Source organism: Streptomyces sp. NBC_00554, assembly GCF_041431135.1.
Classification (GTDB): Bacteria; Actinomycetota; Actinomycetes; order Streptomycetales; family Streptomycetaceae; genus Streptomyces.
Window position 1 is genome coordinate 39,978 of sequence record NZ_CP107799.1, and the last position, 14,020, is coordinate 53,997.

Annotated in this window: 12 protein-coding genes and 2 pseudogenes; 7 read left to right on the forward strand and 7 right to left on the reverse strand. The window is 67.0% G+C overall.

What is annotated here, in order from left to right; genetic code table 11:
• The first annotated feature begins 279 nt into the window (after window positions 1–279).
• Complete coding sequence (locus OG266_RS00145; RefSeq protein WP_371552583.1) at window positions 280–1,155, forward strand: PhzF family phenazine biosynthesis protein; 876 nt, start codon at window positions 280–282, stop codon at window positions 1,153–1,155.
• Window positions 1,156–1,289: 134 nt separating this feature from the next.
• On the opposite strand, the gene OG266_RS00150 is transcribed toward OG266_RS00145, so the two are convergent.
• From OG266_RS00150 to OG266_RS00160, 3 genes are all read right to left on the reverse strand, one after another.
• Entirely contained in the window at window positions 1,290–2,201 is a 912-nt protein-coding gene (locus OG266_RS00150; RefSeq protein ID WP_371541198.1) for a DMT family transporter, read from the reverse strand.
• Window positions 2,202–2,512: 311 nt separating this feature from the next.
• Window positions 2,513–2,644: a hypothetical protein gene (locus tag OG266_RS00155; RefSeq protein WP_371541201.1), complete on the reverse strand. Its 132-nt coding sequence runs from the start codon at window positions 2,642–2,644 to the stop codon at window positions 2,513–2,515.
• A 156-nt stretch (window positions 2,645–2,800) separates the two neighbouring features.
• Complete coding sequence (locus OG266_RS00160) at window positions 2,801–3,004, reverse strand: hypothetical protein (RefSeq protein ID WP_371541204.1); 204 nt, start codon at window positions 3,002–3,004, stop codon at window positions 2,801–2,803.
• 282 nt (window positions 3,005–3,286) lie between these two features.
• Between OG266_RS00160 and OG266_RS00165 the strand changes: the two genes are divergently transcribed.
• The gene (locus tag OG266_RS00165) at window positions 3,287–3,946 is read left to right on the forward strand and encodes an MSMEG_1061 family FMN-dependent PPOX-type flavoprotein (protein ID WP_371541207.1); all 660 of its coding nucleotides are present in this window, start codon (window positions 3,287–3,289) and stop codon (window positions 3,944–3,946) included.
• Between the two features lie 125 nt (window positions 3,947–4,071).
• Window positions 4,072–4,961 (forward strand): annotated as a pseudogene (locus tag OG266_RS00170) (aminoglycoside phosphotransferase family protein).
• Window positions 4,962–5,107: 146 nt separating this feature from the next.
• On the opposite strand, the gene OG266_RS00175 reads toward OG266_RS00170, so the two are convergent.
• Window positions 5,108–8,239: an NACHT domain-containing NTPase gene (locus OG266_RS00175; protein ID WP_371541210.1), complete on the reverse strand. Its 3,132-nt coding sequence runs from the start codon at window positions 8,237–8,239 to the stop codon at window positions 5,108–5,110.
• A gap of 151 nt (window positions 8,240–8,390) precedes the next feature.
• Window positions 8,391–8,519, reverse strand: a complete 129-nt coding sequence (locus OG266_RS00180) for a hypothetical protein (protein WP_371541212.1) — start codon at window positions 8,517–8,519, stop codon at window positions 8,391–8,393.
• Window positions 8,520–8,524: 5 nt separating this feature from the next.
• On the opposite strand from OG266_RS00180, the gene OG266_RS00185 reads away from it, so the two are divergent.
• Window positions 8,525–9,130 (forward strand): DinB family protein, encoded by a 606-nt coding sequence (locus OG266_RS00185; protein ID WP_371541214.1) that lies wholly within the window; start codon window positions 8,525–8,527, stop codon window positions 9,128–9,130.
• A gap of 21 nt (window positions 9,131–9,151) precedes the next feature.
• Window positions 9,152–9,850, forward strand: a pseudogene (locus OG266_RS00190) (IS5 family transposase).
• Here OG266_RS00190 and OG266_RS00195 read toward each other — a convergent pair.
• Window positions 9,840–10,196 carry a hypothetical protein gene (locus OG266_RS00195; RefSeq protein ID WP_332880837.1) on the reverse strand — a complete coding sequence of 119 codons (357 nt, stop codon included), beginning with the start codon at window positions 10,194–10,196 and terminating at the stop codon, window positions 9,840–9,842. The pseudogene OG266_RS00190 and the gene OG266_RS00195 sit on opposite strands and share 11 nt — an antisense overlap.
• 298 nt (window positions 10,197–10,494) lie before the next feature.
• Between OG266_RS00195 and OG266_RS00200 the strand changes: the two genes are divergently transcribed.
• Window positions 10,495–11,337, forward strand: a complete 843-nt coding sequence (locus OG266_RS00200; protein ID WP_371541217.1) for an IS5 family transposase — start codon at window positions 10,495–10,497, stop codon at window positions 11,335–11,337.
• A 12-nt stretch (window positions 11,338–11,349) separates the two neighbouring features.
• On the opposite strand, the gene OG266_RS00205 is transcribed toward OG266_RS00200, so the two are convergent.
• Window positions 11,350–11,856, reverse strand: a complete 507-nt coding sequence (locus tag OG266_RS00205) for a hypothetical protein (RefSeq protein ID WP_371541220.1) — start codon at window positions 11,854–11,856, stop codon at window positions 11,350–11,352.
• A 150-nt stretch (window positions 11,857–12,006) separates the two neighbouring features.
• Here OG266_RS00205 and OG266_RS00210 point away from each other — a divergent pair.
• A protein-coding gene (locus OG266_RS00210) for an IS5 family transposase (protein WP_371541222.1) occupies window positions 12,007–12,826 on the forward strand; the annotation gives its coding sequence in 2 pieces (ribosomal slippage) (window positions 12,007–12,783 and window positions 12,785–12,826; 819 coding nt in all).
• Window positions 12,827–14,020 lie beyond the last annotated feature (1,194 nt).

A 14,020-nucleotide genomic window follows, 5' to 3' on the forward strand; every position in this document is an offset into this window, starting at 1 on the left:
CGCCCTCACCCTCCGCGTAACCTGCTCAACGCGAATCCCGGAGGTTGATGTCGGCGGCCAACCCAACCCCCAGCGGAACAGCAGATCCGCATCGGCAGACCGACGTTGGTTGATTCAGCACGTGGCCGGCGGGCCGACCACCGGCAACCACAACGGCAATTGCCCCATGGCGGCCAAATGCCTCGACGCCAACTCCCCGCGTGGGCTCGCCGCAGGCGCCCACCTCCGCCTCCACCAGCGTCCGGGAACGCCATGACCCCGCCCCGCGTTGCCACGAGCATGACGACGAATACGCCGAGGCCCGAGGTGCTGCGATACACCGCCTTCTCCAGCGACCCCGACGGCGGAAACCCCGCCGGTGTCGTTCTGGACGCCACCGCACTGGACGACAGCGACATGTTGGCCATCGCCGCCGACCTCGGATACTCGGAGTCCGCGTTCCTGACTGCGCCCCCGGAGGGCCTCAGCGGCCAAGAGGGGCGGGCGTACAGCATCCGTTACTTCAGCCCCAAGGCCGAGGTGCCGTTCTGCGGGCACGCCACCGTCGCGACCGCCGTCGCGCTCGCCGAGCGGATCGGTCCCGGGCAGTTGGTGTTCGCGACGCGTGCCGGCACCGTGCCGGTGGAGGTGACCGAGGTGCGCGGGACACTCCGGGCCACGCTCACCAGTGTCGAGCCGCACATCGAGGAGATCGCCGACGCCGACCTCGCGGAGGCGCTCGCCGCGCTCGACTGGCCGGCCGCCGATCTCGACCCGGCCTTCCCACCCCGTATCGCCTTCGCCGGCGCCCGCCATCTCGTTCTCGCGGCGGCGACGCGCGCCCGCCTCGCAGATCTCGCGTACGACTTCGCGCGCCTCGAAGCCCTGATGCACCAACTGGACCTGACCACGGTCCAGTTGGTGTGGCGGGAGTCGGCCACCGTCTTCCACGTCCGTGACCCGTTCCCCGTCGGCGGCGTCGTCGAGGACCCGGCGACCGGCGCCGCAGCCGCCGCGTTCGGTGCTTACGCCCGCGATCTCGACCTGGTCCCCGAGGACACCGTCCTCACCCTGCACCAGGGCGCGGATCTGGGACGCCCTGGCGAACTCACGGTGACGCTGCGCGCGGGTGACCCGCGCGTCCGTGTCAGCGGCGTCGGAGCTCGCATCAGCTGAAGCTGAAGCGCAGCGGTGATGGCAATGCAGGCACAGGTCTTCCCGGTGATCGCGGGGCGACGCGATTCCATGATCGCTGGACCCGTGCCTCTTCTGCTCCCGAGGTGCTCCATCGCGCCAATCCGCGCGAGTTCTTAGACGTCTGGGCGGGCGCCGCGTGTGGCGCCCGCCGATGCGGCCACCACGCACAGCACCGCGATCCACTGCGACCAGTGCAGCGACTCCTGGAGCACGATGAGGCCGATGAGTGCCGCCATCGCTGGTTCGAGGCTCATCAGGATGCCGAACACGTGTGGTGGGATCCTGCGTAGTGCTTCCAGATCCAGCGAGTACGGGATCACCGACGACAGCAGTGCCACGCCGAGCCCCGCAATCAGGACCCACGGCTGGATCAGCGCCGTTCCGCTGTCGGCCACGCCGAATGGCACAGCCACCAGTGCCGCGACGGCCATTCCCAGAGCCAGACCATTGCCTTCCGTGGTGTGGCGGCCCAGCGCCGCGCCGACCAGGATGTACAGGCCCCAGCACGTGCCCGCGGCGAGGGCGAACAGAAAACCGACAAGGTTGAGGTCGCCACGCCCCTCCACCAGCAGGACCACACCGCCTGCCGCGAGCACGGCCCAGAACGCGTCCAGCCATCGCCTCGACCCGGCCAGGGCCACCGCCAGCGGCCCGAGGAACTCGATGGTCACCGCGATCCCCAACGGCAGCCGGGCCAGCGCCAGGTAGAAGCACAGGTTCATCGAGCCGAGAATCACGCCGTAACTGAGCACCACGGTCCACGCGCGACGATTCATACGCAGCGGCGGCCGCCACAACAGCATCAGCACCGCCGCCGCGAAGAACAGTCGCAACGCGACTGTCCCGAAGCTGCCCACCGCGCTGAACAGGTGCTTGGCCAATGCCGAGCCCACCTGAACGCTCACGATGCCAAGCAGTACCAGTGCCGTTGGCGGAATCGCGTCGAAGGAACGTCCGGCCAGTGCGGTCAGGGAGGATCGGGGGGACGGGCCGCGTTCAGTCCTGTCGACGTTCGAGGTGGCCACGCGTGGATTATCGACGATCGAGTGCCCTGAGTCGCCTGATTTTCTGGGCACGCACGGAGCCCGAGCTGAACTCCGCCTCAGCCTCCATCCTCTGCGCCCGAAGATCACCACACGCCCGGCAGCACCGCCGGGCCGTCTCGCCAGACGCCACACCTCACCGCCAGGGCAGGAAGGTGATCCTGGATCAGATAGCGGATCCCAAGGGCAGCTAGGGCGCGTAAATAGTGGTGATCATCCGGTTGGCGCGAGGGCCTTGATCCAGATCAAGCCGTGCCTGTTCCCATCGTCACGACGCTCGCTCACACGAAGCACTATCCCGCCGCCGCGCCGACCATCGCCTCCATGAGATCGGCAGCCTCGTCGCTCGTGAGCGATCCCTCCCGGACGAGCGAGTGCCATGTCACGAACGAGATCGCATGGCTGACGGCTGTCCCTGTACGCACGCGCGCACGACCTCGCTCGCGGCGTCCCGTCATCAGTGAACGAGCGACGTGGCGGAAGTATCCGAGGAATGCCTCGCGGGCCGCTGGCGGGACAGCATCGCGTCTCGCAATGTTTGTGCAGAACGCGTCGGGGGCGGTTGTCGACCGGCGGTGAAGTCAGTCCAGGCCGGTCGCCCATGCCGTCAGCGCGGCGAAGTCGTCGATGGCAAGACCGCATCGGGGGTCGATCCGGTGCAGTAGGGCGGGACCGTCGTAGTGTTCCTTCACCCAGGCTCGATCGGCCTCTGTGATCTCGTCGTCGATCCAAACGAACGCCCGGCCTTTCGCCCACGCGACGATCTCAGGCGTCTTCCAGAACACACCGCCTCCGGGCTGAACCCGTGGGGGGGCCAGGGAATGAAAGGCAGCTCCGGCAATCCCAGGACTGGCGCGATGAAAGCGTTGGCTTCTTCCTCCCTTCTCTGAACTTTGGGACCGTTCCGCCCCAAAGCCTCTGGTCTGCAGCTCTCTGAAACCGAATTTGGGACACGGCCGCGCGAGCCTGCTGGATCGTCACACACCAGACAACTTGCGCGGCTGTCTCCATGCCCCCGCCCCCACCGACCAAGATCTCTCGCAGGTCGGCTCGTTAGGGTCGGAGGCATGACGACACCCCTTGCCCGCAGTGCCTTCGACTCGCTCCGTCTCGACGCCGTGCCCGACCAGGAGGCATTGCGCCGGGCGTACGAACTCCCCGGCGACGCTGCCGTGCGCAAGCAGATGACCGAACTCACCGAGCACACCCGGCGGTTGATCGGCTGCTCATCGCTGGTCCTGGTCGCCAGCGCGGACGCCGAGGGCAACTGCGACGTCTCGCCGCGCGGCGGCCCCGCCGGGTTCGTCGCCGTCCTGGACGCGCGGACGGTGGCGATTCCGGACGCGACCGGCAACAAGCGTCTGGACACCCTGCAGAACGTCATCGCCACCGGACGGGCCGGGCTACTGTTCGTCATCCCCGGGCGGACCACCACCCTGCGGGTGAACGGCCGGGCTGTCGTCTCCACCCGCCCGGAGCTGCTGTCGCAGCTGACCGCCGTGGGAAGGCCGCCGGCCAGTGCGCTGGTACTGGGGATCGAGGAGGTCTACCCGCACTGCCCCAAGTCGCTGCTGCGCAGCGGGGCCTGGAAGCCGGAGCAGTGGCTGCCCGCGGACGCCCAGCCGACCTCGGCCGAGGTGACGCTGGCCCAACTGCGGATGCCGGAACTGACGATCGCCGACATCGAACAGACGGAGGCAGACTCGCTGAAGTACCGGTACGAGTAGCGGGCCGATATGCGAGTGAACACCAGCCGGCCGAACCCCAGGCCAGCACGCCCCCGAGATCAATCGCGGGTCAGCCCGTAAGAGCGAGAGCCGCTCCGCCTGCCGCCTCAGTACTGTCACTTCGCATGACCGAGATCGAGATCACCGCAGACCTGGTCCGCGACCTACTGCAGGAGCAACATCCAGACCTTGCGGGGCTGGCCATCCGCGAGGTGGCGGGCGGCTGGGGCAACCAAATGTGGCGCCTCGGGAACGAGTTGGCCGTGCGGATGCAGCGCATGGACCCCACCCCGGAGCTCCAGCTCAAGGAGCGACGCTGGCTACCCGTGCTGGCCCCGCGCCTGCCGCTCCCGGTGCCGACCCCGGTGCGGTTCGGCGAACCGTCCGAGCGCTTCCCCAAGCACTGGACCGTGATGACGTGGGTTCCCGGCGAGCCGCTGGACCACGGCTCGATCAGCCGCGGCGCCCACGCGGCCGACACGCTCGCGGGCTTCCTCCGGGCGCTCCATGTGGAGGCGCCCGCCGAGGCGCCGATCGCTACGGACCGCGGTGCCCATCCCAGGAACTGCGCGGCCGGCTTCGAGACTTCTTCCAGGCCGTTGCCCCCGACGACATCGCTGCCGACGTCCGGGCCGTCTGGGACGACGCCGTTGCGGCCCACGCGTGGGAGGGGCCGCCGGTGTGGGTGCACGGCGACCTCCATCCCGCGAACGTCGTCGTCTCGGACGGAACGCTCTCGGGCATCGTCGACTTCGGTGACATGTTCGCCGGCGATCCGGCATGGGACCTCGCCGCCGCATGGGTGCTGCTACCCGCGGGCACGGCCTCACGGTTCTTCGACATGTACGCGCATGCGGACGAGGCGGCGATCCGGCGCGCCCGCGGGCTGGCCGCTATGAAGAGCCTCTTCCTGATGCTCATGGGGCAGAACGGAGATCGGGGCCTTCCCGGCGGCAAGCCGCACTGGGGACCCGCAGGCCGGGCTGCACTTGATCGTGTTCTGAAGGGCGTTTAGCGCACGCTTCTTTGAACTCGTTCTCGATCTTGCTTGAGAGCCATACGGCAGCCACCTTCGAGGGACCGCTCTTTCCGCTGGTGAGGAGCGATGGCCTCAAGTTCAATGACAGCTCGCCGGCGGCGCGGGTACGGCGGGAGTGTCAGCTACTGCTCATCGGGCCACAGCGCGGCCAGAGGGGCGGGCAAGATTTCTCGGGCCGCGTCAAGGAACTGTGGGCCTTCGTCCGTGGCGTCCTTCCCGCCTTCGTGAATGGCCCGTATCGCCCGCTCCACCCAGTCGTGCTCGAGCCTTTCCCAGTCCGCGGCAAGGCGGCGCAAAAACACCAGACGAAAGCGCCGTCTGGTGTCCGCGTCGAAGGGGGCGAAGCCGTTGAGAGCGATCTGAAGGCAGACGTCGAAGGCGGCGGTGAGGTCCGCTGGCGTGCTGTCCTGATCGCTGGTCAGCCACAGGTGCACAAGCGCGTTCGCAGCGGATACAACAGGGCGTCCTGTGGTCGCGTGGAAGGTGACGACGGCCGTGCCCCACACACCGGCCCACGGTTGCAGCCCATGCGCGAAGATGTCATCAGCAACGTCGCAGAGGAACTTCGCCTGCTGCTGCAACTGATGGTTGTCGTCCCGGATCCAAGAGAACCAATAGTCGTCCGTCCGGGGCCGGTACCGGTGGTCCGGCCCGAAGTCGTACGTCCAGAACGGGTCCGTGCTCCACGGCTCAGCTTCCGAATCGTCTCGCAGGCGCACCCGGATCTGCCGACGGCCGTCGTCCCAGAACCTGTCGATCGCCACGATGTCGATGAGCCCGCTCCAGCCCTCCGACGGACACTGGGAACGCCACAGCAGCGCCAGGCGGCGCCATGCGGCGACGGTTTCGCCGGTGTCGGGGAACAGGTCGTCGGCGCGGAGCCCCTCAGGGGTAGTGACGGCTACGGCCAGGAGCATCAGGTTGAGCGAGTACGTCGCCGGCCGGGTCGGCACCGGCACGCGCTGCGGCATGTAGTCGTCGTAGCGGTTGTCGTGGCGTGTGTGCAGCGCACGGTGGAAGAGGCTGAGCAGGACCGTGAGCGTTTGCGTCCGCAGCGACCGCGGCCAGCCCTGCAACCGTTCCACGAGGAAGGAAACGGTCGTTCCGCGTGTGGTCAGCGGCATTGAGGACAGCAACGCATACAGGAACGCGTCGTCCAGGGTGGACGGCCTGGTGCGGCGTGTGGGGTGGCGCACTGACTCGGCCAGATCGTGCAGTTCTTGCGTGGCGAGCCGGGCTACCAGGTACTCCCCGAAGGTGGCGTGGAGGAATTCGTAGGCGCTCAGGGTCCGGCCTTCGCGGCTGGCCCGCGCCTCGTGGACGAAGAAGAACCGACCCAGTAGCAGTTGTGCGGCCGTGAGGTGGGCGCGCAGGCCGGTGGGAGCGGAGAGGCTTTCCGGCCCGAGGGCGGCGAGGTCGGTGTTCAGTTCCGCCGCGCTGATCCACTGCTGGCCGCGGTTGAACATCGCAAACGCCACGATCGACAACTGGGTGAGCTCTTCTTCCACCGCCTCGCCGAGTTGTTCCTCGGTCAACCCAGCCGCACTCTTGCGGACCTCCCGTTCGGCAAAGCTGATGAGGAGGCGTTCGTAGAGCTCAGCCTGGCCCAGTGCGGCACTGTGGAGTTGCAGCGCGTTGCGGTCGGAGTCGTACAGCGCCAGCATGAGCAGCAGCAACGGCTGGGACGCCAGCTCGCGGTGCGCAAGTACGGTGACCGCAGTGAGGGGTTGAAGGCCGCGGGCGGCGAAGCCGGCAGTGTTGGTGGTGTTCCACACCTCCAACCACTGTGCCACCTGACGGTCGTTGAAGGGCTCCAGTCGCAAAGCGATCATGCCCTCCGCGGCACGTGCCCGGTCGGCGACTGCCGTGCGGCTGGTGACGAGGACGGCGACGGGCCGCCCCTGACTGGCCTCGCGCGCCTGGAACTCGGCCACCCGCAGCAAATAATCCGTCTGGCTGGTGCCGGTCGCCTGCAGCAGCTCGTCGAAGCCGTCCAGCATGATCACCGGAAGCGTGCGCCGGCCGCGATGTACCAGCTCGGGCCAGTTTACGGACTCGCCGGTGAAGGAGCGGACCGCCTGCTCGACCTGGGTCTGCAGGTCGGCGTCAGCAGCGGCTTCCCGCAGTACGACGCGTACGACGAGGAAGTCGGCGGGAGGGAGACGGGCCGCCAGCACCTGCGTAAGCACCGACTTGCCCGAGCCCGGCTGGCCCAGTACGAGCAGCGGGACGCGCACGGCCTGCACCGACGTCAAGTACCCCAGCAAGAATGCATCCAGGTCGCCGCGCACCGGCCGCTCTTGCCACCAGCTCTCGGTGGCGAATGGGTCGGACGGGCCCACATCGCACACCCGGAAGTCCGGATTGACGTACGCGGCGCCCAGGAGTGGCAGGCTCGTCCCGTCCAGGGCATCGCGGGAAGTGAGGATCGGACGATCAAGCACCGCCGCGTGAGCACGCGCCAGACCGGTGATCCAAGCATCCGCAGGTCTACGCTGCGCGATCGGCGCGAGGACCTCCTGCAGCCCCTCCAGGGAGGCGCTCACCGTCCCTAATCGCGCCCGGGTCGCCTGGTGATCCACCAGGTTGGCCCAGAAAGCGACCTCCGGGCATTCAAGCGCCAACTGCCTGAAGAGTTCCTCATATCGAGTGACGGCCCTCCCAGGAAGATCATTCGAGAGCGTCTGCGCGAACCGTTCTTTGTGCGTGTCGTCGAGACCGTCCCACACCGCCAGACCCGACACGAACCGGGTCACCTCACCGGACAGACGCCCGTAGAACTCTGAAAGGGCTTCCAGTGTCGTCTCGTAAGGCCGCTGCGGCACAGGCAACGGAACCTCGGCCCGAAGCAAGCCGGCGGCAAGAGAACCCAGCCGCCGGGAAGTCACCGCATCACCCCCCGCCAGGCTCGCTTGTTCGGCAGCCGTCAGCTCAAGATCCCGCGGATCGCACGGTAGATCCGTCTCGGAGAGGACCTCGAAATACGCGGAAAGAACCACCACCGCGTGGGCCGCGGCCAGGCGTTCGCTGCGATCGAACCGGGCCAGCCCGCGCGCCTGTTCACCAAGACTGCGCACCAGACCCGCACTCAGCCGGGCCAACTCACCCCGCACGTCGAACAGACTGGAAAGCAGACCGACGCCCGTGGCTGAGGTGGCAAGCAGCAGCCCTCCCGTCAACCGGTCCAACGCCTCGACCGTACGCTCCTCCGACGCACCCAGCAGGCGAATAGCATCCCGATAACTCAGCCCCACCCCAAACCCCCGACTGAGGAGCCTTCATCACCGTCCGGACGAGTACCGTATCCGCACTCGGCTGTCCGGCGATGGTGAATCACTCGCTCCGCAAGCGAGCGTCGAGGACACCGACAGCTCATACGGTTCAGCACCCGACTTGGAGGTTGTCTCACGTGGCAAGTGTCGCGAGCTCCTTGTAGCAGGTCAGGGCGGCGGCCATGGCCAGGCCTGGGCTCTGCCAGTGGTTGCGGACCACGTACGGGATCTTGAGACCACGAGCAGCCCATGGAAGGCTCATGCCGCATGATCGATGAATTCGCCAAGGACAACCTGCACGGGAGACTGCGGCGGGACCGCAAGGCGCTGCTCTGGAAAGTCGACGGCTTGTCCGAATACGACGCCCGCCGGCCTTTGACAGCGACCGGGACCAACCTCCTCGGCCTGGTCAAACACGTGGCCAGCGTCGAGGCCAGGTACTTCGGCGAGGTCTTCGACCGCCCTTCCCCGGAACCGCTGCCCCGATGGCAGGACCACAACGGCGACGATCTGTGGGCGACCGAGGACGAGACCCGCGATCAGATCATCGGGTTCTACCGGCGCACGTGGGAACACTCGGACGCGACGATCAACGAGCTTCCCCTCGACGCCCCCGGCCACGTGCCGTGGTGGCCCGAGCCCTATCTCAACACGAACCTGTTCGCCGTCATGGTCCATGTCCTCGGCGAGTCCAACCGGCATGCCGGGCACGCCGACATCCTGCGCGAGGGCCTCGACGGCCGGACCGGGATGCGCCCCGAACACGAGCAGCCGATCGACGAGGAAGCCCGTGCAGCCCACTGCGCGAAGATCGAGCAGGCCGCCAGATCGGCCGCACCGATCAAGACTCAGACGTCGTTTCTAATGGTGTGATCGTTCGTTGGACCGTGCGTGATGGATCTGGTTGAGCGGCTGGTGCCGGACGAGTTGTGGGGTCTGTTCCGGCGGGTGGTGCCGCCGACGGAAGTCATACGTCCGCAAGGTGGCGGCCGACGTCGAGCGGGTGACCGCGAGGCATTGGCCGCGATCATCTTCGTGGCGACCTCGGGCTGCACGTGGCGGCAGCTGCCGCCGGTGTTTGGCCCGAGCTGGCAGACGGTCTACCGACGATTCGCCCAGTGGAGTCGGGCCAGGGTCTGGGCCCGACTCCACCGCGTCATCCTCGACGAACTCGGGGCCCGCGGAGAACTGGACTGGTCGCGCTGCGCGATCGATTCGGTCAGCATGCGGGCTGCAAGAGGGGGCCTCTGACGGGACCGAATCCGACCGACCGTGGCAAGCCTGGATCGAAAATCCACCTGATCACCGACCGGAACGGACTGCCGCTCTCGCTGGGCATTTCCGGCGCGAACATGCACGACAGCCTCGGTCTTGAACCACTCGTACGGGGCATCCCGCCGATCCGGTCTCGTCGAGGACCTCGTCGACGGCGCCCCTCCAAGCTCCACGGAGACAAGGGCTACGACTACGATCGCCGGCTGCCGTCGGCTCCACCGCCGATACGAACGCAAGGTAGAACACTTCCTGGCCTTCGTCGGCATAGCCGCAGCCCTCATCTGTAACCGCCGATTGGCCACCCTGCTCAAGGCCTGAGCCGGTTCTCCTGCACATCGAAACAGACCAGTCCCATCGAGTCCGCCAAGTCTGCCGCGTAGGCCGAAGCTTCCTCGGCCCTGCTCCAGCCCATCCCGAAGTACATGAGCGGACCGCTTGCACTCTCGATCAACGGCCCAACCGACCAGGGCGAGGTCTCTTCCTCGTCCTCGGTGATGTCGCACCACCGCTCCAGAAGCGCGGCAACGTAGGCAGCAATGCGTTCAGACGGAGGCTCCACGGCCTCACCGTCGAGATAGCGGTCGTGCAGGACGTTGAAGACCCGGCCGGCGGTCTTGTCATCCACCGGCCGCTCGCCTTCCCAGACAGCCAGGTCGTAGCTCATGCCTGGAGACTTTCACACCACACTGACACCCATCTGGGCCGGTCGTCAGCACCCACTTCAACCAAATGAAACGACGTCTTAAAGAGCGTTTTGTCCCGGCAGGGCTGTTTCAGTGCAGTTCAGGTGGCGGACCGCTTCGGGCTGGCTGAGGCAGTAGACGTTTTTTGTGGCAGGTGTGGCGGATGACGGGCTTCGAGGGTCCGTTTCGGTCCCTTCGCTCCTGTCTGATCCCGACACGCCCCCGGGCACGCCTGTTTGCGCCCTGTGGCGGGACGGCGGCCATCGGTACTACAGAAACATGCCTCGCCGACAGCGGCCGTATCCGAGTGACCTGTCCGATGCCCGTTGGGAACTGCTGGAACCAACTCTGGCAGCCTGGCGGGCCGAAAGAAGAGGGAAAGGCCTGGACATCGGGCGGCCGCCCGAGCACGACCTGCGCCGGATCATGGACGCCATTCTCTACGTCGACCGGACCGGTATCCCTTGGCGATACCTCCCGCACGACTTCGCCCCGTGGGAAACCGTCTACGGATACTTCGCCGCCTGGCAGAAGGACGCGGTCTTCGATCAGCTCAACGGTCTCCTCCGACGACTGGTCCGGGAAGCCGAAGGCCGCGACGCCGAGCCCAGCGCCTGCGTCCTCGACGCCCAGAGCATCAAGACCTCAGCCAACGTGGCCGCGGCCGGTCAGGGCATCGACGCGGGCAAGAAGATCGCAGGCCGCAAACGTCACATCGGCGTCGACACACTCGGCCTCCTCCTGGCCGTGCTGGTCACCGCCGCCAGCGTCTCCGACAACGCCGGCGGCATCCATGTGCTCTCGCACATCGCCGCCGACCACCCCCGCATCACCAAAGCTTGGGCCGACACCGGCTACCGCACCAAAGTCATCGACCACGGCGCCCGCCTCGGCATCGACCTCGAAGTCACCCGCCGCGACCCTGCCCACAAGGGTTTCAAGGTGATTCCGCGGCGCTGGGTCGTCGAGCAGACCTTCGGCTGGCTCATGAACCACCGCCGCCTCGCCCGCGACTACGAGACCCACCCCCACCGCTCCGAAGCCATGATCAAGCTGGCGATGGTCGACCTGATAAGCCGCCGCCTGACCAGGGAATCCACCCCGAACTGGCGCGATACCTGAACTCCGAGTGCGTCAATGGAACGGGTGGGATCGCTGACTCGGACCGGGAGGGTCAAAGCTCACCCCGTTCTCGTCGAGTGCATTGAAGACAGTCACGCGCCCCGTCTCGAAAGCGAAGCTGATGTCGACGTTTCCCTGAGCGACGTCCCCGCCCGTCCATTCGAGCAGTTCGGCCGCCTTGAGTGGCAGCCCCCGCAGAGCCTGCAGCCCGGGAAAAGGTTCCGGGTGCCACTGCAGATCGAAGCCGGGCCACCGGACTGGATAGGTGGGGTCGATCGTGTTCCACGTCAGGGACAGATCGCCCAGCTTTTGATAGTTGATCTCGACCTGCTGGCCATCGAAGTCGAACAGCACCGGGCAGTCGCAGAACCACTCGTCATCCCTGAGGTCCCAGACCATCCAGACTCTCGTGAGCGTCCGGCCAGCAAGACCACGCAGCCGATGCCCATGCTCCTGCACGACGTCACTACGGCCGTCCAACCATGTTGGCTGGTAGCCCGCGATGCCGAAATCGAACATGACGTCATCTTGCCAGAGGCGCCCTTCCTGGGATCAGAGCAGCCCCGAGCGGCGACCAACCATCGACTTCTGAAACAGCCCTGCCGGGACAAAACGCTCTTTTAGAGGTTGTCTCACGTGACGTGATGTTCGTGCGGCACGATGCCGGTCGTGGGTGCTGATCCATCGAAGCGTCTGGTTCCCGATGAACTCTGGGAGCCGGCCGCCCCGTTGCTGTCATCGTTCGCTGCTCGTCCGCAAGGTGGTGGGACCGCTCCGTGTGACGAGCGGGCCGTGTTCACGGCAGTGGTGTACGCGCAGACCAGCGGCTGCGCCTGGCGGCATCTACCGCCGACGTTCGGCACGTCGCCCGCCACCGCGCATCGCCGCTTCACGGTATGGACCCAGGCTGGCCTGTGGCGTCGGCTGCACCTGGCGGTGCTGGACGAACTCGGGGCCCGGGGCGAGGTGGACTGGACCTCGGCGATCGTCGACGCGGCCTCCGTTCGCGCCAAAGGGGGGGGATCGCTGACCAGGCCGAACCCGGTCGATCGCGGCAGGAAGGGCAGCAAGCCGCACGTGCTGTCCGATGCCCAGGGCATCCCGCTCGCCGTCGTCGTGTCCGGCGCGAACATGCACGACAGCCTCGCCCTCAAGCCGCTCATCCGCGGCATACCCGCCGTCCGGTCCCGCCGGGGACCACCGCGGCGCCGACTCGTCGAACTCTGCGCGGACAAGGCGTACTTCTCCGCCGAACACCTGGCCTGGTTGCGCGAGCGCGGGCTCGTCGCGCGCATCGGGCGGCCCGGCATCGAGTCCGGCGAACGCCTCGGTCGGCACCGCTGGAAGATCGAACGGTCGATCGCCCGGCTCTTCGGCTACCGCCGCCTCACCGTCCGATACGAACGAAAGGGCTCGCACCTCCTCGCCTTCCTCGGCCTGGCCGCCTGACCTGACCTGCTACGAGAAGCTCGCGAAACTTGCCAAGTGAGACACCCCTGTAAGGCTGGATTCCGGGCCTTGCGCACTCTCATCGACGGGTGATCGAGGTCGCCTGGTCCAATGGCCGCGCTCACAGACGGCATGCCGAACGAGGGCGTGGATGGTGCAGAGCTCCCAGCCCCTCGCTGCACTGCCCCGCCACTGCCAGTCGCATCCGCTGGGAAAGCCGAAGTCGAGCGCGGCCGCGGTGTCCGCGTCTCGCATGCGGAAGCGCCCAATCGGCGGTGGTGGTCACGCTGGCGCTCGGGCGATCTCGATCTGCCGGTACGTGAGATGTCGTGAATCCATGCCGCTGTCCAACTCGTAGCGCTACATTGAGAGTTGTCCCACCCACTCCCACCAGGGGGAAACCGGCGTTGAAAGGCGCCGGAAGTCCTATAAGGGAGGTGGGATATGGGTGACAAAACGTCATCCCATCGAGCACGGCTAGTTGCAGAGCTCGCCAAACGCATTGCTGCATCATTGAGCGCTCGCGCTCTTTGGGCGGTGATCGTGGAAGTGATAAGCAGCGACAGCTGAGGCTCGGGAGGAGGCACGGGTCCGAGTGCAGTGCACATTCCCCCTGGCAGTCGGGCCATCCGTGCCTCCTTTAACGAGGCAAACCCCAGCCGTACCAGCCGGATGGAGATGCGCCGCATCCTGCGCTCTGGGCGGCGTCCCGACTCCGCCCGGACGTCGACGGCAATAGTCCGGCACCTTTCCCCTGGACCAGTCTCGCCGGCCGCCGGTGAAAGACGACGGACAAAAGGGCATGCGTGAAGGGCCGACCACCCATGCCAGGCGCAGCTCGGCACGGGGCGACTGCGAGTTTCCCTTTGGCGGGTGGGTCCGGTCGGCGGCGATCAGCGCCAGTTTGTAGGTGGCCCGCTGACCCCGGCTCGCGCCCGTGATCATCGCGGTACTTCTTGACCTGGCCGTCGTTGGCGTCCTCGATCTGCTGACGGCGGGTGGACTGCCAGCCGATCAGCTCGTACGGGATACCGGCGATCTCCATGACCGGGCGTAACCTCGCGGGGCTCTCACGCCACCCCGAGCCGCTCGGAGACCTCCTCCATGGACGCCAGCGTGTCCAGGGTGCCGGCCGCGACGACGTTCGCAAAGACGCCGTCGGCGGACAGGTTGCCCCACCGTGGCTTTTGCTCACGAGACCCGACAGCAAATGTCCATCACTTTCGACAGCAGA

Excerpts from the sequence above, each read along its gene's own strand:
- OG266_RS00145 (WP_371552583.1), top strand. The coding sequence starts at position 280 with ATGACGACGAATACGCCGAGGCCCGAGGTGCTGCGATACACCGCCTTC.
- OG266_RS00165 (WP_371541207.1), top strand. The coding sequence starts at position 3,287 with ATGACGACACCCCTTGCCCGCAGTGCCTTCGACTCGCTCCGTCTCGAC.
- OG266_RS00180 (WP_371541212.1), bottom strand. The coding sequence starts at position 8,519 with ATGAGCCTTCCATGGGCTGCTCGTGGTCTCAAGATCCCGTACGTGGTC.
- OG266_RS00185 (WP_371541214.1), top strand. The coding sequence starts at position 8,525 with ATGATCGATGAATTCGCCAAGGACAACCTGCACGGGAGACTGCGGCGG.
- OG266_RS00195 (WP_332880837.1), bottom strand. The coding sequence starts at position 10,196 with ATGAGCTACGACCTGGCTGTCTGGGAAGGCGAGCGGCCGGTGGATGAC.
- OG266_RS00200 (WP_371541217.1), top strand. The coding sequence starts at position 10,495 with ATGCCTCGCCGACAGCGGCCGTATCCGAGTGACCTGTCCGATGCCCGT.
- OG266_RS00205 (WP_371541220.1), bottom strand. The coding sequence starts at position 11,856 with ATGTTCGATTTCGGCATCGCGGGCTACCAGCCAACATGGTTGGACGGC.